We start from the raw sequence: 19,341 nt of genomic DNA, 5'->3' as shown, positions 1-19,341 counted from the left end.
CCGGACTATCGCCCTCCGGCGTTGGCGTGGATGTAGACGGCGAGCGCCTTGAGGGTTTCAGGATCGAAGCGGTCCTTCCAGGCCGGCATGACACCGCCCTGCCCGTTCCAGATCTGGTCGTGGATGGCCTGGCGGGTGGAGCCGTACAGCCACTCCTGATCGGTCAGATTGGGGGCGCCCTGCTTCTGGTCGCCCAGACCCTTCACCCCGTGGCATGCGACGCACTGGGCCACATAGACCGGGGCGGCGCGCCGAACGGCGGCGACGTCGGCCGGCCGACGCGAGAGCGCCACCACGAATTCGGTCAGGTCGTCCACCTGGGCCGGGGTCAGCATCTGGTCGCGCCCGAAGGCCGGCATCTGGGAGAACCGCGCATCGGGGCCGCCCGATCGGACGCCGACCTGGATGGTCCGGTGGATGTCCGCCAGCTCGCCGCCCCAGAGCCAGACGTCGTCGCGCAGGTTGGCGTAACCCTTGGCGCCGACACCGCCCGTGCCGTGGCAGGTGGCGCAGTTGTCGCCGAACACCGACTGACCGACCGCCTGGGCGTAGGCCTGCAGTTCCGGATCACGCTCGATCTCGTCCAGCGAGGCGGTGCGCAGGCGTGCCGCCTGGGCGCCGCGCTCGGCTGTCAGCGCCTGGAGTTCGCCGACGACCGCCTGGCGGTCCGACTGTCCCAGGATCCCCTTGGAATAACTGGTCAGGCCTGGCCAGGACGGCATGAGTACCCAGTAGACCGCGGCGACCGCGATGCTCGCGTAGAACACCCAAAGCCACCAGCGCGGCAGGGGATTGTCCAGTTCGCGGATGCCGTCCCACTCGTGGCCCGTGGTCTCGACGCCCGTAACCTCGTCGGACTCACGCTTCGACATCGGGATCCTCATGATCTTGCAGGGGAAGGTGGGCCAGGCGCTGGAACGCCTCGCGGTTCTTGGGCCAGAGCGCGTAGGCGACGCCCCCGGCGAAGAGGGCGCCGAAGTAGATCAACCCGCCCTGCTGGGAGAACTGCGCGACGGTTTCGTAGGTAAGGCCGCTCATCGCTGGTTCTCCGGGGCTTCGGCCCGATAGGTCTTGAAGTCCACCAGGGTCCCCAGCATCTGGAGATAGGCCACGAGGGCGTCCATTTCGCTGATCTGGCTGGGATTTCCGTCGAAGTCGCGTTGCTGGGCCTTGGCGCCGTACCGGGCCAGGAACTTGGCGGAACCGGCGAAGGGATCGGCCTGGGTCTCCAGGTCCTCCTTGGCGCTGTCGATCATCTCCTGGGTGTAGGGGACGCCGACCTTGTTCATGGCCCGGATCTTCGCCTGGATGTCGCGATAGTCGAGCGGCTTGTCCGCCAGGAACGCGTAGGGCGGCATCACCGATTCCGGCACCACCGAGCGCGGATCGATCAGGTGGTCGCGATGCCAGGCGTCGGAGTACTTTCCGCCCACCCGCGCCAGGTCGGGCCCGGTGCGCTTGGACCCCCACTGGAAGGGGTGGTCGTACATGCTCTCGGCGGCGAGGCTGTAGTGGCCGTAGCGTTCGACCTCGTCGCGCAGGGGCCGGATCATCTGCGAGTGGCAGAGGTAGCAGCCCTCACGAACATAGATGTCGCGGCCTTCGAGCTCGAGGGGGGTGTAGGGGCGCACGCCCTCCACCTTCTCGATCGTGCTCTCCAGGTAGAAGAGCGGCGCGATCTCGACCATCCCGCCGATGGAGACGACGATCAGGATCCCGAGGACGAGCGGCAGCGAATTCCGCTCAAGCTTGGTGTGATGTTTCCACATGGTTGGAGTCCCCTACTCGGCCGCGACAAGCGCGGGGGCGGGACCGGCGGCCTGGGCGACGGGCGCCTGGCTCGGCATGCGGATCGTACGCCACAGGTTGTAAGACATGATCAGCGCGCCGGTGAGGTACATCAGACCTCCGAGGGTGCGGATGACGTTTTCGATGTGCTTGGCCGACACGGTCTCGACGAACGAGTTGGCGAGGAAACCTTGGGGCGTGTACTCGCGCCACATCAGGCCTTCCATGATGCCGGAGACCCACATCGCGCAGATGTAGAGGACGATCCCCAGGGTTGCGATCCAGAAATGCCACTCGGCCAGAGCGTTGGAGTAGAGCCGGTCCTTCTTCCACAGCCAGGGGACCAGGCAGTAGACCGCCCCGAACGAGATGAAGCCGACCCAGCCGAGCGCGCCGGAATGCACGTGCCCGATGGTCCAGTCGGTATAGTGGCTGAGCGCGTTGACCTCGCGGATGGACATCAGCGGGCCTTCGAAGGTCGACATGCCGTAGAAGGCGATGGAGACCGCCATCATCCGCAGGACCGGATCGGTGCGCAGCTTGTCCCAGGCGCCCGAGAGCGTCATCAGGCCGTTGATCATCCCGCCCCAGGACGGCATCCACAGCATGATCGAGAAGGTCATGCCAAGGGTCTGGGCCCACTGCGGCAGGGCCGTGTAGTGGAGGTGGTGGGGACCCGCCCAGATGTAGATGAAGATCAGCGACCAGAAGTGGACGATGGACAGGCGGTATGAATAGACCGGCCGCTCCGCGCGCTTGGGCACGAAGTAGTACATCATCGCCAGGAACCCGGCGGTGAGGAAGAAGCCCACCGCGTTATGGCCGTACCACCACTGGATCAGAGCGTCCTGCACACCTGCGAACAGGGAGTAGCTGTGGCTGCTCAGCAGGCTGACGGGCATGGCCAGGTTATTGACCACATGCAGCATCGCGATGGTGATGATGAAGGCGAGGTAGAACCAGTTTGCCACATAGATATGCGGCTCCTTGCGCTTCCAGATCGTGCCCAGGAAGACCAGCAGATAGGCGACCCAGACCACGGTCAGCCACAGATCGACGTACCACTCAGGTTCGGCGTATTCCCGTGACTGGGTGATGCCGGCCAGGTAGCCGGTGGCCGCCAGCACGATGAACAGCTGGTAACCCCAGAACACGAACCAGGGCCAGGCCCCGCCGGCCAGGCGCGCCCTGCAGGTGCGCTGCACGACATAGAATGAGGTCGCGATCAGGGCGTTGCCGCCGAATGCGAAGATCACGCCCGAGGTGTGCAGTGGCCTCAGGCGTCCGAAGTTCAGCCAGCCCGCCTCGGGAAAGTAGAAGATGGTCGGCCAGGAGAGCTGGGCGGCGATCACCACGCCGGCCAGCAGGCCGGCGATGGCCCAGAACATGGTGGCGATGACGCCGGCGCGGACCACGCCGTCGGCGTACTCGTTCTGGGGCGAGCGAAGCCGGCCCGAGGACAATCCCACGGTCATGGCGCTGAGCGCCGCCACGAAGGCGGCGATGAATATCCAGCCATGGAACCGGAACAGCCGGTCGTCGGAAAATGCCGTAGCCATGAGGGCGCCGAAGGCCAGCAGGCCCGTCAGCGCATAGAGCAGGACGGCGTTCAGCGGCGCCGCGTCTGTTTGTGCCGGTTGAGTAGTCATGTTCCCCGTGAGTCGCTGTGACGCCAGCCGCCAATCACACCGTTGGGGGCCGGATGGCATTGATTTCAGTCAAGGCACGCGCAAGCGGACCCAGCCAGCCTGCGGGCGCCATCAGGAGACACCATGCGGGCCGCAGCGATCACATTGACCGATATCCGGATGATTTCCGCAAGCGCGTGCCTGGTCGGCGCGGCGATCAGCCTCGACATGGCCTGGCTTCACGCGCGGTCCCTAGAGGCCCTGGGCGTCATCTGCGGCCGATCGGCCGAGGTTCATTGCGCCTGGTGTCCGCTCGCCGCCGTCCTGCTGGTCACCAGCCTGTTCTTGTTTGGCGCAGGTCTTCGCAGCCGCGATCGGCCGCGGCCGTCGGCCTGACCCTCCCCCGCACCTGGAGACCTCTGATGGGCAAGCGAATTCTGATGATCGCCGCGGTGATCGCCCTCTGGGTTCCGGCCGCCTCGGCGCTGGCGCAACCGGCCACGGCTCAGGACACGGTCCGGGCATTGGACGCCCGGGCGCGAACCGCGGCCGACAGGGCCATTGACGCCGCCAGCGCAGCCTCCCTTGCCGCCGCGCGAGCGCTGGACAAGGCCGAGGCCGCCTTGCGCGATCTCTCCAGGGAAAGCAGCGAAGCCTCAAGGATAGCCGCCGGCGAGACTGAGGCCGCGGCGATCGTCGCGGCTCAGAGGACGAAGACCGCGTTCGCCCAGGCGACCTCGGACACCCGGATCGCGGCCGACCGTTCCGTCGCGGCGGCCCGTCACGCCGCACAGGAAGCCGCCGTCGCCGCCAAGACCGTCCAAGCCGCCGACCAAGCCACCACCAAAGAGACGCTTCGGGCGGCGCGGGACGCCGCCAAACTCGCCGCGGCCGCCGCGAACAAGGCGCTGGAGACGATCAAGGCGGCCGCCCATCGGACAGCCGGCCCCCCGTCGAACTGAGACCAACTTGGGTCAGAAGGACTTCGCCGTTGTTGCCCGGTCCGCGCTGGCCCTTACGCCCGCCATCTATGGCTGCAGCACGGCGGCGCCGGCAAAGGCGCCGCGTCGCAGATCGTCGAGGGCCTGCTGGGCCTGCTCCAAGGGGTAGGTCACCACGTGCGCGCGGACCCCGGCCCTCGCCGCGCGGGGCAAGTAGGCCGCGGCGTCGGCGCGGGTGACGTTGGCCACCGAAAACAGCCTGCGTTCCTCCCACAGCAGGGCGTAAGGGAAGGACGGAATGTCGCTCATGTGGATACCGCCGCAGACGACGGCGCCGCCCTTGCGCACGGCGCGCAGGGCGATGGGGACCAGGTCGCCCGCAGGCGCGAAGATGATCGCCGCGTCGAGCGGCGCCGGCGCCAGCTCATCCGATCCGCCCGCCCACGCGCATCCCAGGTCGCGCGCCAGGTCCTGGGCTGCGGCGTCGCCGGGGCGGGTGAAGGCGTAAACCGCCTGCCCCTCGAAGATCGCCAGCTGCGCCAACAGGTGGGCCGCCGCCCCGAACCCGAAGAGCCCCAGGCGCTCGACGCGGCCGCCCTCGCAGGCCATGCGCCAGGCGCGAAACCCGATCAGGCCGGCGCATAGCAACGGCGCGGCCTCGGCGTCGGCGTAGACCTCGGGTATCGGGAAGCAGAAGCGCGCGTCGACGACGACCTGGTCGGCGTAACCGCCATCGCGCGTCCAGCCGGTGAACAGCGCATCGTCGCAAAGGTTCTCCTGGCCGTCCCGGCAGTAGCGGCAGCGGCCACAGGTTTGGGCGAGCCAACCGACCCCGACGCGCTGGCCGACTTCAAGATCGGTCACGCCTGGTCCCAGGGCGACGATGCGCCCGACGATCTCATGGCCCGGGATCGCGCCGCGGCGGCGAGACGCCAGTTCGCCATCGACCACATGCAGGTCGGTGCGACAGACGCCGCAGGCCTTGACCTGCAGCGCGATCTCGCCCGGCCCAGGATGCGGATCGGCGCGCCGGACCGCCTCCAGCCGCCCAATTTCCGCGAGCGCCATGGCGAACACAATACAACCCTCTTCCGCGCGATAATGCGCCGTCAGTTCGTCGCAGGATCGTCCGATCGGCCTTGAGCGCTGTCAAAGCCGCGTCGGCCGCGCGAGCCGACACTCACCCTGCCCCGGGTTCCCCATGGAGGCGACGATGACCGCAAAGAGCGTCCCCGCGCCCGTCGAGATCGACGGCGCCGACGAACACGAAATTCAACGCCTGATCATCGAGATCCTGGACGAGAACCGGCTGATGAGCCTCGCTGTCAATCGCCCCGACGGCTGGCCTCAGGTCACGTTGGTGAACTATCTGCGGCGGGGTCGCGCCCTCTATTTCGTCGTGGCCCGCGACAGCCAGAAGTTCGCCAACATCAGCCGCGACCCGCGGGTGTCCATCGCCATCGGCGGCGGGACCGGCCCAGCGGCGCCGGTTCGCGGTCTGTCCATGGCTGCGCGCGTGAGCGAGATTCTCGAGCCCGATCTGATCCTGGAGCTCAACAAGCTGATCTGGGGCCAACCCGCGCAGGCCGCCTTCACCCCCCATCCCAGTTCGGCGAATGTGGCGGTGCTGGAGGCGCGGCCGCAGATCGTCTCGGTGATCGACTACGCCACCCCGCCCGGGCGCCGGGTATTGGTCCGGGTCATCGAAGACTGGCGCGTCGAACGCGTGCCGGCCTGACCCGACCGGCTGCGGGCTCGCAGGCGAAGCGCCAGGCCGAGCCAGCCGCCGCTCACCAGGGCGATCAGGAGGGCCAGGATCAGCAGCCGAGCATCCGGAAGCGCCATGCTGAACACCTTGGCCAGGGCCGGGACCGCCATGACCAAGGCCAAGACGCCCGAGGCGGCCGCGGCGATCGACCAGTAGGCCCAGCGATGCGTTGCGAGCAGCCGCCCGCCGACCGACACCGTGTCGGCGAGCGCGAGCACGAGATTGCCGCCGACGAGCGCGATGAAAGCCGCCCCTCGGGCTTGCGGTTCAGGATAGACTTCGAGCGCCCAGGCGTAGACGCCGAACACGCCCAAAAGCACCCCGCCGCCCTGGGCCAGGGCCAGGGCGAGCTGGGCGGGCCCGAACAGCGCCTCGTCCGGGCGCCGCGGCGGACGTGTCATGGCGTCGGCTTCGCTTGGCTCGCCTTCGAAGACCAGGGCGCACATCGGATCGATGACGAGCTCCAGCAAGACCACATGCATCGGAAACAGCAGCGGCGGCATGCCCAGGACGATTGGGCCCAGGGCCAGCCCGGCGATGGGCACGTGGATGGCGGTGACATAGGTCAGCGCCTTGCGCAGGTTCATGAAGATGCGGCGGCCCAGGCGCACCCCGCCGACGATCGCGACGAAGCTGTCGTCCAGCAGCACGAGATCGGCGGCCTCGCGGGCCACGTCGGTCCCCCGCTTCCCCATGGCGACGCCGATATGGGCCGCCTCCAGCGCCGGGGCGTCGTTGACCCCGTCTCCGGTCATGGCGACGACCTCGCCATTGGCCTTGAGGGCCTCCACCAGCCGGAGCTTCTGCTCCGGAACCATGCGGGCGAAGACCCGCGCGGTCCGAAGGCGCTCGCGGAGCAGGGGTGTCGACATCGCGGCGACCTCGGGGCCCGTGAGTACCCCCACGGCGATGTCGATCCCGGCGGTCTCGGCGATCGCGCGAGCGGTCGCCGGATGGTCGCCGGTGATCATCACCACCGATATCCCGGCGGCGTGCGCCTCGCGCAAGGCGGTCGGCACGTCGGCGCGGACCGGATCGAGGAAGCCGACCAGGCCGGCGAACTGGAACGCCATGGAATGTGGGTCGTCGGAAGGTTCGCCTTCGATCTGGGCAGATGCGACGCCCAGTACTCGCAGGCCTTGGCGGGCGAAGTCGTCGACGACTTCGTGGAGACGCCTGACCTCGCGCTCTGACAGCCTGCAGAGGTGGAAGATCGCTTCCGGCGCGCCCTTGGCCGCGGCAAGCCGCGCCGCGCCGTCTTTCCGCCAAGCCTGGATGACCGCCATCCTGTCGGGTTGCAGCGGCCAGCAACGTTCGGGTTCGGAGGCCTCAGGTCCAGGCTCGGCGGGCGCCCAGCGCAGGCGATCGCGGATCGCCCGGTCCATGGGATCGACCGGACGGACGGCCGAGGCCAGGCCTGCCAATCGCAGCAGTTGAACCGCTTCGTCCGCCAGGGTCCCGGGGTCCTCGATCGCGATGTCGCCCGCCTCGGTCCAGAGGCGCGCGACCTCCATCCGGTTCTCTGTGAGCGTGCCCGTCTTGTCGACGCAGAGCACGGTCGCCCCGCCCAGCGTCTCGATCACCGCGCTTCGGCGGACCAGCACCCGATGGGTGGCCAGCCTCCAGGCGCCCAGGGCCAGGAAGACGGCCAGGACCATCGGGAACTCTTCCGGGACCAACGCGATGGCCGCGGTCACGCCGGCCAGTACGCCGCCCACCCAGTCGTCGCGGATCAGCCCGTAGGCGACGGCCACCAGAACGCAGTAGCCGAGCGCCAGCAAACCGAGCAGGCCCACCAGCCGGCCGGCCTTGCGCTGCAGGGGCGTGGGTTCCTGGACGATGGCGGCGAGCGAGGCGCCGATGCGGCCCAGCGCCGTGTCTGCGCCCGTGCGGGTGACCCGCGCCACGCCCTGCCCTCGCACCACGAGCGCGCCCGCGTACAGGTGCGGGCCGAGTTCCGCGCCGGGCGCCGCATCGCTGTTGAGAGTCTCGCTGGCCTGCGCCCATCTCTTCGACACCGGCGCGGACTCACCGGTCAGCGCCGACTCATCGACGCCCAGCATGTCCCCCGCCACCAAGAGGCCGTCGGCCGGCAGCCGCTCGCCCTCTCCCACCAGAACGACGTCGCCAACCACCAGTTCGCGGGCCGGGATCCGCCGCTCGGCGCCGCCTCGGATCACCCGCGCGACGGGCTGAGCCAGGTCGCGAAGGGCGGCCATCGCCCGTTCGCTGCGCGCCTCCTGCAGGATGACCAGGCCGATCGTGGCCAGCGCTCCGGCCAGGATGAACAGGCCTTCGCCCAGGTCGCCCAAGACGAGGTAAAGGACGGCCGCGACCATGAGCAGGATGAACATGGGCTCGCGCATGGTTTCGGCGGCGATCCGCAGGAGCCCCCGTCCGGCGGCGCGCGGGAGCTCATTGGCGCCGTCCTGACCCAGCCGCAGCGCCGCCTCGTCTTCGCTCAGTCCTCGCAGTGGTTCGGCGGCCATGTTCGATCCCGGCTCGATCCCGCCTCGCGCAGGGTCCATCTGGTGGGATATCAGAACGGGTGTAGCCGGCTCGACCAGAATGTGGTCGGTCGCTCCGGCCAGGACGATTTCCCGCGACCGGGATTGGTCATGCGCCCCGATGATGGGAAAGCCGACCGCGTCCAACTCTTCTCGCGAGGCCGCGACGCCGTAGCGCCCGGCCCCGACGCGCCTTGGCCACAGGCCGCCATCAAGCCAGGTCGAGCGCCGACGGGAGCGTGACAAGAACCGTCAGACCGGCGCCCTCGGACTTGAACGCGATGCGCGCGCCAAGCTGTTTGCCGAGGGCGCGCATCAGGCGCAGGCCCAGCCCGCCGCCCGAGATCGTATCAACCGCCACCGGGAGCCCCGGTCCATCATCGGCGATTTCGATGACAAGCGCGCCGGGCCCAGGTTGGCGGCACCGAACCAGGATCTTGCCCGTCTGTCCGGACGGATAGGCATGCTTGACGGCGTTGGTGATCGCCTCGGAAACGATCTGGGTGAGCGGAAGGATCTGGTCGGGGCGCGCCAGGCATCCGGGCGCGAAGTCCTCGATCAGTTCGATCCCGCCGGTCAGGAGCGACTCCAGCGGCGCACAGACCTCGTGCAGATGTTCGCCGAGGTCGGCGGATGCGCGCCTGCCGTTCCCGGCCAAGGACCGATGCAGCCGGGCGACCGCCTCGATCTGAACCCGGATGCTCTCAAGGAGCAGTTGGACGGATTCACCCGTCAGCTCGGAGGAGGACGGGCGAGCTACCTCGATGGCCTTGAGGCGCGCGAAGGCGGCCAGCATGGAGAGATGGTTGGCGATCCGATGATTGGCCTCTTCGAGAAGGCGGCAGTCGTCGCAGAAGCCGCCTCGACTGATGGGGGTCGTCGGGCCCAGGCGGACGTCCGCGGCGCCTCTATCGGCAACGGCGTCGGGCATGGCGATCTCCCCATCCGCTACCGGCGGCGCGCCGACGCGAACGGTTAACACTACGCGTCTGCCGCCCGCGTGGTTTTGACCGTGGTCAAGATCGCCCAGCCTGAGCTGCCGAGGCCCGCCGGCTTAAGCGGAGGTTTGGCGGACCCCGCACCCCGATCTCGACGACGGCGCGCGAGATAACCCCCAAGGTCCTTCACATCATCATTGATGTTTTCGACATCATGCATGATATTCCCTCCGGCGATTCCCCAGGTTCACCTTCTCGTCGCCCCGGCGAACGTTGCGTGGGGTCTTCGGGGGAGTCGGCGCTATGAAGGTGCTTGTCCAATGCGATGACGTGGACAGAAGGGTGCGCATCTTCGAAGCGGTCGACGACGGGTCACGCTTCTATTTCGAAGACGGCGCGCTCTACACCCACGTGGACGCCGAGGGCGTCAACCTCCTGCAATACGTGTCGGCCATGGAGGCCGCGCTCAAGGATCGCGAGAATCTCCTGCTGCTGGGGACCGCGGGCGGGGCCCTGGCGACCCAGCTCAGCCGACGCGGTGCGAAGGTCACCGCCGTTGACAACTGGCCTATGGCTTTCGAAATCGCGCGGCGATGGTTCCACCTCCCGGCCGACGTCGAGTGCATCCACGCCGACGCCTTGACCTTCCTGCGCACGACGGAACGGCGCTGGGACGCCGTCGCCATCGACGTCTTCAGCGGCACGGAGATTCCGGGCGCCATGCTGACGAGCGATATCGGTGAACTGCTCGCCGGGGTGATCTCGCCCGGCGGCTTGATTGTCTGGAACGTGGCCGACTGCACGGCGTCGTGGCCCGCGCAGTGGATCGCCCGGGCGTTGCGGAGGGCAGGTCTGACGCCCCGACTGGTTCCCGTGCTGGCCGAGGATGTCGGCAACACCCTGGTGGTCTGCCGGTCCAAACCCGGCCGTTGAGCCGCAACCCGCGGTTCGCCTCGTCGAGCTACTTGCGCTCGAGAAGCCGCACGCCGCGCCCCTCGCCTTCGCTCCGCGCACCACTGGCGATCAGCTCCACGCCGGCCGCGTTGATGGCGTTGACCACTTTTTCGAGGCTGTCGACGACTGCGCGCACGATCCCGTCGCTGGCTTCCATCCGTTGGATGGTGGGCAGCGATACGTTGGCCAGCCGCGCCAACTCCTTCTGGTCAATCCCGAGCAGCGCGCGCGCCGCCTTCATCTGTGAACCCGTGATCATTCCCGTGTCTATAATGATGTCCAGCGCATCATCAAGTCATCAGTCGGGCCTTCGCGCCGGCGGCTAGGACGTGACCAGGCGCGGATCGTGGCTTGGGCTTGCGGCGATCGGCTCGCAGCGATCGCCCGTGGTCCCCGCCGCGCCCGCTATGCGTTCGCGCGCGGCGTATTTCGGATCCTGGCGCAGGAGATTGAGCACCGATCGCGCCGCGGCCGAGCCATCGAACACGAGGTCCATCCGGTCGTACCAGGCGCATATCGTCAGGCGCCCGGCGGACGGGATGGCGACCTCGTCGATCTTCGCGATGGGGATCGCCGACAGGCGCAGCGCGCTATCGATGAAGATCAGCCGCCAGTTGGTCACCGTCACCAGCCCCAGGCAGCCCTCTCCTGAGGTCATGCGCACCGCCGCCCATCCCTCCAGCAGCGATTCCCCTTCGAACAGGGGGAGCGATCTTCTCAGCCGGGCGAAATCCATCGCGCAGTCCAACAGGCAACCACCCTCACGGAGGGGTCGAGCGCCGCCATGCGCCCCACCTCCAAGCATCACTGATGTTTTGCATATCGACTTCGATATGTGAATAGGCACCCTTCATGAATTTCCGGAAACCGTCGCACGGGAACCCCCGGCATCGGCGCAGGTGATATTCTGAACGGCTTGAGGAGCCCCTAAAGACAATGTATTGATCTTCAAAACATTCTTGGTGATATTTGACATATCACTCCATCGGTGTGAGATTGCACATGGCTCGGCTATCCCGGTCGCGCTCGCCCTCCAAGAGTCCGCCATGCCGCCGAACGTCGCCAGCGACCGACCGACCATCGTTCTGGTGGAGAACGACGGAGAGCTTCGTGGCCGGCTCGCCGCCGGACTGCGGCATGACGGCATGCGTGTCGTTGAGTACGAGGATGGAGCCCCCGCCCTCGCGGCGATCGAACAGGGCCTGTCGGCGGACGTCCTGGTGATCGCCCCTCAAACCGACGGGATGGCGACCTGCGACGTCGCTCGGCAAGCCAGGACGCTGGCGCCCCGGATCCAGATCGTGGTCACGCCCGCGTCAGAGGCGACGGACGGCCTTCCGCGGGACGCCCATATGCTCATCAAGCCTTTCGAGCCAAGCCGGCTCTCGCGATACATCCGCTTCGTGGCGGCCAGGCCCGCCCTGCGCGGCGCCCTGCGCGCGGTCTACCGGCAGGCGCGTTCGGCGCCGCCGCCGTCCGCGCCCGTCGCCCAGTGAGCGGGCCCGGTGGCGCCAGTCCCATGAACCGGCTCAATCCCATCCTTATCGCGCCGCAGGTCCGCAACGGCGCCTCGGAGGCTCGTCATGACAGCTAGGGTATTTTCCCGCGGGGACGCCAAACCATGATCGCCGGCGCCCAGATGCGGGCCGCCCGCGCCTTGCTCGGTCTCGACCAACGCGACCTGGCCCGGCTGTCGGGACTGTCGTTGCCGACCATCCAGAGGATGGAATCATCCGAGGGCTCGGTCCGCGCCGTGGTCGACAGCCTGGAGAAGGTGGTTGACGCCCTCAACGCTGCGGGGGTCGAACTGATCGCGGACGGCGCGCCAAGCGCCGGCGTGGGCCGTGGCGTGCGATTGATCGCCAGGTCCGAGAAGAGGCGTCCGCTCCATGTCGCATGACTGGCGGCTGTTCATTCCCAAGACCGTGACGGTCCTGCGTCAGGGCTATGGCCTGTCGCCATTCCGCGGCGACGTCGTCGCGGGCTTGACGGTGGCGATCGTCGCCATGCCGCTGGCCATGGCCTTGGCGATCGCGTCCGGAACCACCCCCGAGCGCGGCCTGATCACCGCGGTGGTCGCCGGTTTCCTGATCTCACTCCTGGGCGGCAGCCGATTCCAGATCGGCGGACCGACGGGAGCGTTCGTCGTCGTGGTCTATGGCGTGATCGCCAAGCACGGATATGACGGGCTGCTGATCGCCACGACGATCGCCGGCGTCATCCTGATCGCCGCTGGGCTTCTGCGCATCGGGACCCTGATCAAGTACATTCCCGATCCGGTCACGACCGGCTTCACCACCGGCATCGCCACCATCATCCTGGTCAGCCAGTTGAAGGACATCTTCGGTCTTTCGATCGAGCGCGTCCCCGCCGACTTCCTTCCCAAGCTGCAGGCGCTCTGGGCGGCGCGCGCCAGCCTGAGCCTTCCCACCCTGGCGCTCGCGGTCGCCTGTTTCGCTGCGATCATGGTCCTGAGGCGTCTGGCGCCGAAGGTTCCCGGGTTCCTGGTGGTGACGGTCGCCGCCGCGGTGATCGTCAGCCTGCTGGCCCTGCCTGTGGAGACGATCGGCACGCGGTTCGGGGGCGTGTCCTCCACCCTGCCCGCCCCGAGCCTGGACTTCTGGTCCTGGACCAAGGCGCGGGACGTCCTGCCGAGCGCCTTCACCATCGCCTTGCTGGCTGGGGTCGAGTCGCTGCTGTCGGCTGTCGTCGCCGATCAGATGACGGGCCGGCGGCATCGCTCCAATATCGAGCTGGTGGCGCAGGGGATCGCCAATATCAGCTCGGCCGCCTTCGGCGGGCTGCCGGCGACCGGCGCCATCGCACGCACGGCGACCAATATCCGCGCCGGCGCCCATTCTCCGGTGGCCGGCATGCTGCACGCGGCCTTCCTGCTGCTCTTCATGCTGCTGCTCTCGCCCCTCGCCAGGTTCGTGCCGCTGGCGGCCCTGGCGGCCATCCTGGTGGTGGTCGCGATCAACATGGCCGAACTGCAACGCTTCCGGCTGCTGCTCGGCACGTCCAACGGCGACCGGGCCGTCCTGCTGCTGACCTTCGGTCTGACCGTCGTCGTGGACCTGACCTTGGCCATCGAGGTCGGCATGGTGCTGGCCGCCTTCGTGTTCATGCATCGCATGAGCCAGCTCTCCACCGTGGAGGGCGGCGGCCCGCGCCTCATCGATGGCGACCGGGACGACTTCAGCCGCGCGGACGAGCCGGCCTACGAGCCGCACGAGGGTCTGCCGCACGACACCGCGGTGATCACCTTCAGGGGACCCATGTTCTTCGGCAGCACCAGCGTGCTGAAGGACGCCCTCGACCAGATCGGCGGCCGCAGCCGACGCTACATCCTGAGGTTCGAAGAGGTCCCCCTGGTCGATCCAACCGGAGCCGCCGCCCTCTCTTCGTTCCTTCACCGCGCGATCCGGGACGGCGCCGAGATCATCGTCTGCGGCGCCAGCGACAGCGTGCGGGCCAACCTTCTGCGCACGGTGGAGGCAGACGTCCTGGAGAGGGTCGGGTTCGTGCCGGACTTCGCCGCCGCTCGCGCCGCAACGGCCGCGGTCGCATGATCCCGCTGCGAACCGTCCAGACGGCTGGCGGCGAAGTGACGGTCCTGCTGCGCAGGGCCGATCGCGCCGTCGGCTATGTTAAAGATGGGGTGCTCCAAACCCTGATCGACGCCGCCGGCCGAAACCTCGCGCCGCATGTCACCGCCGCGGTCGATGTCCTGCTGCAGGAGAAGGTTCGTCAGGCGCTCGTGCTGGGCCACGGCGGCGGCGCGGCCTCGACCATGCTGCACAGGGCCGGCGTGGATGTGTTCGCCGTCGATAGCGACCCCTGCGCCAAGCCGTTGGCGCAGCTCTTCTTTCGGGCGCCCCCCTGCCTCGACGTGATCGTCAGCGACGCCGCGGCCTATGTCGAACTCGCCGCGGCGGCCTCCTTCGACGGCGTCCTCATCGATTTCCAGGACTCCATCGAGACGCCCAGGGCCTATCTGTCCCCGTCCTTCTGGCGGGATGTGGCCAGGGTGCTTCGCCCGCGGGGCATGGTCGTCATCAACGTGACCAGCTGGCTCCATGGCGGATGCGCCTGGCGGACGTTCCAGGGCGCTCTCGGACTGGGCGGCTTCGACGCCGTGGCGCTTAGCGAGGAGTACGGCGCCGGCAATCGGATACTCGTGACCGCTCGCGGCGCCACGGCGCCATGATCCCGCGCCGAACAAAAGCCCAGGCGACCTTTCTGGGTCTCAAGCGTGGGGCCTTGGGCCGCTGTCCGAACTGCGGGGACGGCCGGCTCTTCGGCGCCTATCTGAAGGTGCGGCCGGTCTGCGAGGCCTGCGGCCATGACAATGGGCGCTATCCGTCGGATGACGCTCCGCCCTATTTCACCATCCTGATCGTGGGCCACCTGGTGGTTGCGCCGCTTCTCGCCTTCCAGGTCATCTGGACGATCCCGACCGGTCTGCTGCTGGCGATCCTGCTTCCAGCGCTCGCGGCGCTCACCCTGACGGTCCTGCCGATCGTCAAGGGCGCGGTCGTGGGCGTCCTCTGGTCGCTCGGCAAGACTCCCAACGCCTGAAGGGCCGCAGCATGACCATCGAAGAGCGGCGCGCCCGCGCCGAGCGGGAAGCCCTCGACTTTCACCGCTATCCCCAGCCCGGGAAGATCGCCATCGCCGCGACCAAGCCCATGGCGACCCAGCAGGATCTGAGCCTGGCCTATTCGCCCGGGGTCGCCGCTCCGGTCCTGAAGATCGCTGAGGATCCAAACGCGGTCTATGACTACACGTCGAAGGGCAATCTGGTCGGCGTGATCTCCAACGGCACCGCGATCCTCGGGCTCGGCAACCTGGGCTCCCTGGCGTCGAAGCCGGTCATGGAGGGCAAGTCGATCCTCTTCAAACGCTTCGCCGACCTGGACTCCTTCGACATCGAAGTCGCCACCAGCGATGCGGACGCCTTCATCGAGGTCGTGCGCCAGATCGGCGCCACCTTCGGCGGCGTGAACCTGGAAGACATCTCCAGTCCCGATTGCTTCCGGATCGAGGCCGAACTTCAGGACCTGCTCGACGTTCCGGTGTTCCACGACGACCAGCACGGCACCGGCATCATCTGCGCGGCGGGCCTGATCAACGCCTGCGAGGTCACCGGGCGCAGGATGGAGGACCTTCGCCTGGTGCTTTGCGGCGCCGGCGCGGCGGGCCTGGGCTCGATCACCATGATGAAGGCGCTGGGCGTGCGCCCCGAGAACACGACCCTGGTCGATATCGACGGGGTCGTCTACCGCGGTCGCGAGATTGGCATGGACCAGTGGAAGTCCGTCCACGCGACCGACACGCCTCACCGGACCCTGGCCGAGGCGCTGGTCGGGGCCGATGTGTTCGTGGGCGTCTCCGCCAAGGGGGTCCTGACCAAGGCCATGGTGGCGTCGATGGCCGCCGACCCGATCATCTTCGCCATGGCCAATCCGGATCCGGAGATCACCCCGGAGGAGGTCCTTGAGGTCCGGCAGGACGCGATCGTCGCCACGGGACGGTCCGACTATCCCAACCAGGTGAACAACATCCTGGGGTTCCCCTACATCTTCCGCGGCGCCCTGGACGTTCGGGCGCGGTCGATCAATCTGGAGATGAAGATCGCCGCGGCCCGGGCGCTCGCCCTGCTCGCCCGCGAGGACGTCCCCGACGAGGTCGCCGTGGCCTATCAGGGTCGTAAGCTGAAGTTCGGTCGCGACTACATCATTCCCTCGCCGTTCGATCCGCGCCTGATCTGGTATGTCCCCCCGTTCGTGGCCGACGCGGCCATGCGCAGCGGCGTGGCGCGTCGCCCGATCGCCGACATGGGCGACTACCGCGCCGAGCTGAGGCGCCGGCTCGACCCGTCGGCGGGCTTTCTGCAGAACATCACCGAGGCCGTCCGCTCCGCGCCCATGAAGCGGGTGGTCTTCGCGGAGGGCGAGGAACCCTCGGTGATCCGCGCGGCGCACGCCTTCGCCAGCCAGGGTCTGGGCGTGCCGATCCTGGTCGGCCGGGAGGCCCAGGTCTGGAGCAACGCGCTGGAACTGGGCCTCGACGCCTCGGAGTTCGAGATCGAGGTCGTCAACGCGCGGCTGTCGGATCGCAACGGGGCCTATGTCGACTATGTCCACGGTCGGTTGCAGCGGGAAGGCTTCCTGCGGCGCGACGTTCAACGCCTGATCAACCTGGACCGCAACAGTTTCGCCGCCGCCATGGTGGCGCTTGGCGATGCTGACGCGATGGTCACGGGCGTGACCCGGAATTTCGACCAGTGCCTGGAGGAGGTCTGCCGGGTGATCGACAAGGCGCCCGGCGGTCGGGTCATCGGCTTCTCGGTCCTCCTGGCCAGGGGCCGAACGATCTTCGTCGCCGACACCTCGATCAGCGAACTGCCCAGCGCCCAGGACCTCGTCGAAATCGCCTGCGAGGCCGCCGCGGCCGTGCGCGAACTCGGTCATGTCCCACGCGTGGCGTTCCTGTCCCATTCGAGCTTTGGCCATCCGCGTGGGGCGCTGTCTCAGCGCGTGCGCGACGCCATCGCGTTGATGGACCAGCGGGGCGTCGACTTCGAGTACGAGGGCGAGATGCCGCCCGACGTGGCGTTGGATCCGGAACTCTGGGCCAGCTATCCGTTTCAGCGCCTGACCGAGCCGGCGAACGTCCTGGTCATGCCGGCCCTCCATTCGGCGACGATCTCGACAAAGCTGGTTCAAGCCCTGGGAGAGGCGCCGGTCATCGGTCCCGTCCTGCGCGGGCTGGCGCGGCCGGTGCAGATTTGCCGACTGGGCGACTCAGTCTCGCGCATCGTGACCATGGCGGCGCTTGCCGCCTTCGAGGCGCGGCAGGCCGCCACTCCCTGACGACCTCGTCGTCGCGACGTCCAAGCCATCCCAACCCGAGTTTGTCGACATGCGCATTCTCAGACGCCGCTCCTGGCGTCGCCATCACTGGAACCACCTTACCCGGAGGGGGTGGATGATCGTCATCGTGCTGGCGAGCGGCATGGCGGTGCTCATGCTCGCGCTTGCCATCGCTTAGCTGACGACGATGGGCGGTGGGCGCCGGCGGAAGCTGTGGACAAGCAGGATGAGGCCGCTCAGCGCAAGCCAGGCGACGCCCGAGGTCACGGCGATGATGAGCGGGTGGTTGAAGCTCTCGCGCTTGGTGTAGTCCATGATGTGGATCATCCAGAACACGTCCCACAGCCGCCAGCTGTTGTTGCGGCGTTCGAGGACGTCACCATTGGTCGACGACAGGAGGAGCGTCGTGCGCTCGGCGTCGGCGAACTCCACGCGCCACAGCGGAAGCGGCAGGTTGCGTGTCTCGACGTCGGCGGTGTCCACCCTGCGCACCGAGGCCGCGGGCTCCGAGCCGCTGAAGGCGGCGGCGGCCAGGGCCCCTGCCCTCGCCTCGTCGATGGCGACAGGCCGGCCGCTCTTCGCATCGATCAGCTTCACGCCGGATGGTGTGGCCGCTTCATAGACGAACCCATCGCCCAGGGCCTTCAGGCGCAGCCCCATGATAGGGCCGCCGACGGCCTCTGCGATCCGGGCCAGGGGAAGGGTGTCGGCGGGAACCACAAGCGCCGCCGGCTCGCGGACGGAGTGCTCGGCCGAGACCTGGTCATGGTCGAGCAGCGCCATCATCGCGCCGCTGATCGTCCAGAGGACGAACTGCAGTCCGAGGATCAGGCCGAACCATTTGTGCAATGTGCGGATCAGGAACATCGGGATCTCAGGCCGCGGCCCTCCGCGCGCGGCGCCGGCGTCGGAAGCTGTAGAGCAGGAGCCAGGCCCCGGTGAGCGAGGTCGCCACCGCCATCCATGTGGCCACGCGCAGCAGGATGTTGTTCACGTCCTCCCGCGCCTCGTAGTCCATGATGTGGAACATCCAGACGAAGTCGAAGATGCGCCAGAGGTCGTGCCGCTTGGCCACCAGCTCGCCGGTCTGCGGCGAGATGTAGAGGGTCGGCCGCCAGACGCCTTCGAACTCTACCCGCCAGATCGGCGCCGGCCGGCCCTTGATCTCACCCGGCGCGACGTCGAGTAGCTCGGTCTTCACGATCCCGCCGCGCCCGGCATAGTGGGCGAGCGCCCGGTCGCGGGCCGCGGCTTCGTCGAGCGGCGACAGCAAGGCGCCGCTGCGGGCGTCGAACAGCATCCGGCCCGGGATCGCGTCGACGACGTAGACGGGCTTGCCGAGCTGGGTTTCCAGGCGGACCGACCTGGCGCCGGACTGGGCGAAGGTGGAGGGCTCCACCAGCCCCGACATCGGCAGGGCCTTCAGCGCCACCGGCCGCACCAGGTGGTCGCCGTGGATGATGTCGATGTGGACGGCGGTCATGTAGAGGCCGCTAAGCGTCCAGAACACCGCCTGGACTGCGATGACCAGGGCGAGCCACTTGTGGGCCGTTCGCGCCAGGGCTGGCAGGCCCACCCCTAGAAGGCCCGGATGCCGACGATGGTCTGGCCGTTCAGTTGGAAGCGGATCTTGCTGCCGACGGCCGCCTTCGCGAGCAGGGCCTTGTCGGACACCTTGAAGGGCATGGTCATGGCCGGCCAGTTGAGCGCCTTGATGGGATCATGGGCCAGCGTAACCGTACCGGCCCGGGCGTCCACCTTCTTCACGACGCCGACGCCCTCGACCATGGCCGGGGATGGGGCGGCCTTCGGGGCGGCGTGGCCGCTGTGGTCGCCTTGGGCGGCGGCGGCGGAGGTCATGGCCAGGGCGGCCGCGAGGGACAGGACGACGGTTTTCATTGCGATCTCCAAAACTGGCGCCGACGGCGCGGCATGGGCG

At 68.2% G+C, this 19,341-nt stretch carries 22 protein-coding genes; 10 read left to right on the top strand and 12 right to left on the bottom strand.

The features are described from left to right. Positions 1-5 precede the first annotated feature (5 nt). Genes ccoP through ccoN form a run of 4 tightly spaced genes read right to left on the bottom strand, consistent with a single transcriptional unit; the run spans position 6 to position 3,347 of the window. The gene (gene ccoP / locus M9M90_RS07865) at positions 6-872 is read right to left on the bottom strand and encodes a cytochrome-c oxidase, cbb3-type subunit III (protein WP_254836608.1); all 867 of its coding nucleotides are present in this window, start codon (positions 870-872) and stop codon (positions 6-8) included. Further along, on the bottom strand, positions 859-1,038 hold the full coding sequence (locus M9M90_RS07860; RefSeq protein WP_254836607.1) for a cbb3-type cytochrome c oxidase subunit 3: 180 nt from the start codon (positions 1,036-1,038) through the stop codon (positions 859-861). Before M9M90_RS07860 ends, ccoP begins: the two co-directional genes overlap by 14 nt. Continuing rightward, the gene (ccoO, locus tag M9M90_RS07855) at positions 1,035-1,769 is read right to left on the bottom strand and encodes a cytochrome-c oxidase, cbb3-type subunit II (RefSeq protein WP_254836606.1); all 735 of its coding nucleotides are present in this window, start codon (positions 1,767-1,769) and stop codon (positions 1,035-1,037) included. Before ccoO ends, M9M90_RS07860 begins: the two co-directional genes overlap by 4 nt. Before the next feature lie 12 nt (positions 1,770-1,781). Further along, the gene (ccoN, locus tag M9M90_RS07850) at positions 1,782-3,347 is read right to left on the bottom strand and encodes a cytochrome-c oxidase, cbb3-type subunit I (RefSeq protein WP_371876925.1); all 1,566 of its coding nucleotides are present in this window, start codon (positions 3,345-3,347) and stop codon (positions 1,782-1,784) included. A gap of 213 nt (positions 3,348-3,560) precedes the next feature. Between ccoN and M9M90_RS07845 the strand changes: the two genes are divergently transcribed. Continuing rightward, positions 3,561-3,812, top strand: a complete 252-nt coding sequence (locus M9M90_RS07845; protein WP_254836605.1) for a hypothetical protein — start codon at positions 3,561-3,563, stop codon at positions 3,810-3,812. Positions 3,813-3,838: 26 nt separating this feature from the next. Further along, positions 3,839-4,378: a hypothetical protein gene (locus M9M90_RS07840; protein ID WP_254836604.1), complete on the top strand. Its 540-nt coding sequence runs from the start codon at positions 3,839-3,841 to the stop codon at positions 4,376-4,378. A 66-nt stretch (positions 4,379-4,444) separates the two neighbouring features. On the opposite strand, the gene M9M90_RS07835 is transcribed toward M9M90_RS07840, so the two are convergent. After that, positions 4,445-5,425, bottom strand: coding sequence for a zinc-dependent alcohol dehydrogenase family protein (locus M9M90_RS07835; protein WP_254836603.1), 981 nt, complete (start codon positions 5,423-5,425; stop codon positions 4,445-4,447). Positions 5,426-5,570: 145 nt separating this feature from the next. Between M9M90_RS07835 and M9M90_RS07830 the strand changes: the two genes are divergently transcribed. Next, positions 5,571-6,095 (top strand): pyridoxamine 5'-phosphate oxidase family protein, encoded by a 525-nt coding sequence (locus tag M9M90_RS07830; RefSeq protein ID WP_254836602.1) that lies wholly within the window; start codon positions 5,571-5,573, stop codon positions 6,093-6,095. Here the strand turns inward: M9M90_RS07830 and M9M90_RS07825 are convergent. Then, positions 6,020-8,614 (bottom strand): cation-translocating P-type ATPase, encoded by a 2,595-nt coding sequence (locus M9M90_RS07825; protein WP_254836601.1) that lies wholly within the window; start codon positions 8,612-8,614, stop codon positions 6,020-6,022. The two genes, M9M90_RS07830 and M9M90_RS07825, sit on opposite strands and share 76 nt — an antisense overlap. A 229-nt stretch (positions 8,615-8,843) precedes the next feature. Then, positions 8,844-9,563, bottom strand: a complete 720-nt coding sequence (locus tag M9M90_RS07820) for a sensor histidine kinase (protein WP_254836600.1) — start codon at positions 9,561-9,563, stop codon at positions 8,844-8,846. 349 nt (positions 9,564-9,912) lie between these two features. Here M9M90_RS07820 and M9M90_RS07815 point away from each other — a divergent pair, with 349 nt between their 5' ends. Then, positions 9,913-10,503, top strand: coding sequence for a spermidine synthase (locus M9M90_RS07815; protein ID WP_254836599.1), 591 nt, complete (start codon positions 9,913-9,915; stop codon positions 10,501-10,503). A 28-nt stretch (positions 10,504-10,531) separates the two neighbouring features. Here the strand turns inward: M9M90_RS07815 and M9M90_RS07810 are convergent, their stop codons facing one another. Together M9M90_RS07810 and M9M90_RS07805 are read right to left on the bottom strand one after the other, a co-directional pair. Then, entirely contained in the window at positions 10,532-10,783 is a 252-nt protein-coding gene (locus tag M9M90_RS07810) for a helix-turn-helix domain-containing protein (protein ID WP_254836598.1), read from the bottom strand. Positions 10,784-10,846: 63 nt separating this feature from the next. Further along, positions 10,847-11,260, bottom strand: a complete 414-nt coding sequence (locus M9M90_RS07805; RefSeq protein WP_254836597.1) for a hypothetical protein — start codon at positions 11,258-11,260, stop codon at positions 10,847-10,849. A gap of 310 nt (positions 11,261-11,570) precedes the next feature. On the opposite strand from M9M90_RS07805, the gene M9M90_RS07800 reads away from it, so the two are divergent. The 6 genes from M9M90_RS07800 to M9M90_RS07775 all read left to right on the top strand — a co-directional run bounded on the left by M9M90_RS07800 (position 11,571) and on the right by M9M90_RS07775 (position 17,402). Beyond that, on the top strand, positions 11,571-12,020 hold the full coding sequence (locus M9M90_RS07800) for a hypothetical protein (protein WP_254836596.1): 450 nt from the start codon (positions 11,571-11,573) through the stop codon (positions 12,018-12,020). A gap of 125 nt (positions 12,021-12,145) precedes the next feature. After that, the gene (locus M9M90_RS07795; RefSeq protein ID WP_254836595.1) at positions 12,146-12,424 is read left to right on the top strand and encodes a helix-turn-helix domain-containing protein; all 279 of its coding nucleotides are present in this window, start codon (positions 12,146-12,148) and stop codon (positions 12,422-12,424) included. Next, on the top strand, positions 12,414-14,096 hold the full coding sequence (locus tag M9M90_RS07790) for a SulP family inorganic anion transporter (RefSeq protein ID WP_254836594.1): 1,683 nt from the start codon (positions 12,414-12,416) through the stop codon (positions 14,094-14,096). The genes M9M90_RS07795 and M9M90_RS07790 overlap by 11 nt, the downstream gene beginning before the upstream one ends. Next, a complete protein-coding gene (locus M9M90_RS07785; protein WP_254836593.1) occupies positions 14,093-14,734 on the top strand; it encodes a methyltransferase domain-containing protein in 642 nt (213 codons plus the stop codon). The genes M9M90_RS07790 and M9M90_RS07785 overlap by 4 nt, the downstream gene beginning before the upstream one ends. A gap of 53 nt (positions 14,735-14,787) precedes the next feature. Next, entirely contained in the window at positions 14,788-15,105 is a 318-nt protein-coding gene (locus tag M9M90_RS07780; protein WP_371876909.1) for a DUF983 domain-containing protein, read from the top strand. Positions 15,106-15,116: 11 nt separating this feature from the next. Then, positions 15,117-17,402, top strand: coding sequence for an NADP-dependent malic enzyme (locus M9M90_RS07775; RefSeq protein WP_254836591.1), 2,286 nt, complete (start codon positions 15,117-15,119; stop codon positions 17,400-17,402). 174 nt (positions 17,403-17,576) lie between these two features. Here M9M90_RS07775 and M9M90_RS07770 read toward each other — a convergent pair whose 3' ends face one another. Genes M9M90_RS07770 through M9M90_RS07760 form a run of 3 tightly spaced genes read right to left on the bottom strand, consistent with a single transcriptional unit; the run spans position 17,577 to position 19,301 of the window. After that, entirely contained in the window at positions 17,577-18,269 is a 693-nt protein-coding gene (locus tag M9M90_RS07770; protein ID WP_254836590.1) for a PepSY domain-containing protein, read from the bottom strand. 7 nt (positions 18,270-18,276) lie between these two features. Further along, positions 18,277-18,978, bottom strand: coding sequence for a hypothetical protein (locus tag M9M90_RS07765; RefSeq protein ID WP_254836589.1), 702 nt, complete (start codon positions 18,976-18,978; stop codon positions 18,277-18,279). Positions 18,979-18,980: 2 nt separating this feature from the next. Further along, positions 18,981-19,301: a copper-binding protein gene (locus M9M90_RS07760; protein ID WP_254836588.1), complete on the bottom strand. Its 321-nt coding sequence runs from the start codon at positions 19,299-19,301 to the stop codon at positions 18,981-18,983. Positions 19,302-19,341 lie beyond the last annotated feature (40 nt).

Source organism: Phenylobacterium sp. LH3H17 (assembly GCF_024298925.1).
In the GTDB taxonomy this organism is placed as follows: domain Bacteria; phylum Pseudomonadota; class Alphaproteobacteria; order Caulobacterales; family Caulobacteraceae; genus Phenylobacterium.
The sequence above is the reverse complement of the archived record's forward strand: the minus strand, read 5'-3'. Positions and strand labels throughout refer to the sequence as shown.

Excerpts from the sequence above, each read along its gene's own strand:
- ccoP (WP_254836608.1), bottom strand. The coding sequence starts at position 872 with ATGTCGAAGCGTGAGTCCGACGAGGTTACGGGCGTCGAGACCACGGGC.
- M9M90_RS07770 (WP_254836590.1), bottom strand. The coding sequence starts at position 18,269 with ATGTTCCTGATCCGCACATTGCACAAATGGTTCGGCCTGATCCTCGGA.
- M9M90_RS07860 (WP_254836607.1), bottom strand. The coding sequence starts at position 1,038 with ATGAGCGGCCTTACCTACGAAACCGTCGCGCAGTTCTCCCAGCAGGGC.
- M9M90_RS07830 (WP_254836602.1), top strand. The coding sequence starts at position 5,571 with ATGACCGCAAAGAGCGTCCCCGCGCCCGTCGAGATCGACGGCGCCGAC.
- M9M90_RS07805 (WP_254836597.1), bottom strand. The coding sequence starts at position 11,260 with ATGGATTTCGCCCGGCTGAGAAGATCGCTCCCCCTGTTCGAAGGGGAA.
- ccoO (WP_254836606.1), bottom strand. The coding sequence starts at position 1,769 with ATGTGGAAACATCACACCAAGCTTGAGCGGAATTCGCTGCCGCTCGTC.
- M9M90_RS07795 (WP_254836595.1), top strand. The coding sequence starts at position 12,146 with ATGATCGCCGGCGCCCAGATGCGGGCCGCCCGCGCCTTGCTCGGTCTC.
- M9M90_RS07760 (WP_254836588.1), bottom strand. The coding sequence starts at position 19,301 with ATGAAAACCGTCGTCCTGTCCCTCGCGGCCGCCCTGGCCATGACCTCC.
- M9M90_RS07835 (WP_254836603.1), bottom strand. The coding sequence starts at position 5,425 with ATGGCGCTCGCGGAAATTGGGCGGCTGGAGGCGGTCCGGCGCGCCGAT.
- M9M90_RS07825 (WP_254836601.1), bottom strand. The coding sequence starts at position 8,614 with ATGGCCGCCGAACCACTGCGAGGACTGAGCGAAGACGAGGCGGCGCTG.
- M9M90_RS07790 (WP_254836594.1), top strand. The coding sequence starts at position 12,414 with ATGTCGCATGACTGGCGGCTGTTCATTCCCAAGACCGTGACGGTCCTG.
- M9M90_RS07845 (WP_254836605.1), top strand. The coding sequence starts at position 3,561 with ATGCGGGCCGCAGCGATCACATTGACCGATATCCGGATGATTTCCGCA.
- ccoN (WP_371876925.1), bottom strand. The coding sequence starts at position 3,347 with ATGGCTACGGCATTTTCCGACGACCGGCTGTTCCGGTTCCATGGCTGG.
- M9M90_RS07785 (WP_254836593.1), top strand. The coding sequence starts at position 14,093 with ATGATCCCGCTGCGAACCGTCCAGACGGCTGGCGGCGAAGTGACGGTC.
- M9M90_RS07840 (WP_254836604.1), top strand. The coding sequence starts at position 3,839 with ATGGGCAAGCGAATTCTGATGATCGCCGCGGTGATCGCCCTCTGGGTT.
- M9M90_RS07800 (WP_254836596.1), top strand. The coding sequence starts at position 11,571 with ATGCCGCCGAACGTCGCCAGCGACCGACCGACCATCGTTCTGGTGGAG.
- M9M90_RS07820 (WP_254836600.1), bottom strand. The coding sequence starts at position 9,563 with ATGCCCGACGCCGTTGCCGATAGAGGCGCCGCGGACGTCCGCCTGGGC.
- M9M90_RS07810 (WP_254836598.1), bottom strand. The coding sequence starts at position 10,783 with ATGATCACGGGTTCACAGATGAAGGCGGCGCGCGCGCTGCTCGGGATT.
- M9M90_RS07775 (WP_254836591.1), top strand. The coding sequence starts at position 15,117 with ATGACCATCGAAGAGCGGCGCGCCCGCGCCGAGCGGGAAGCCCTCGAC.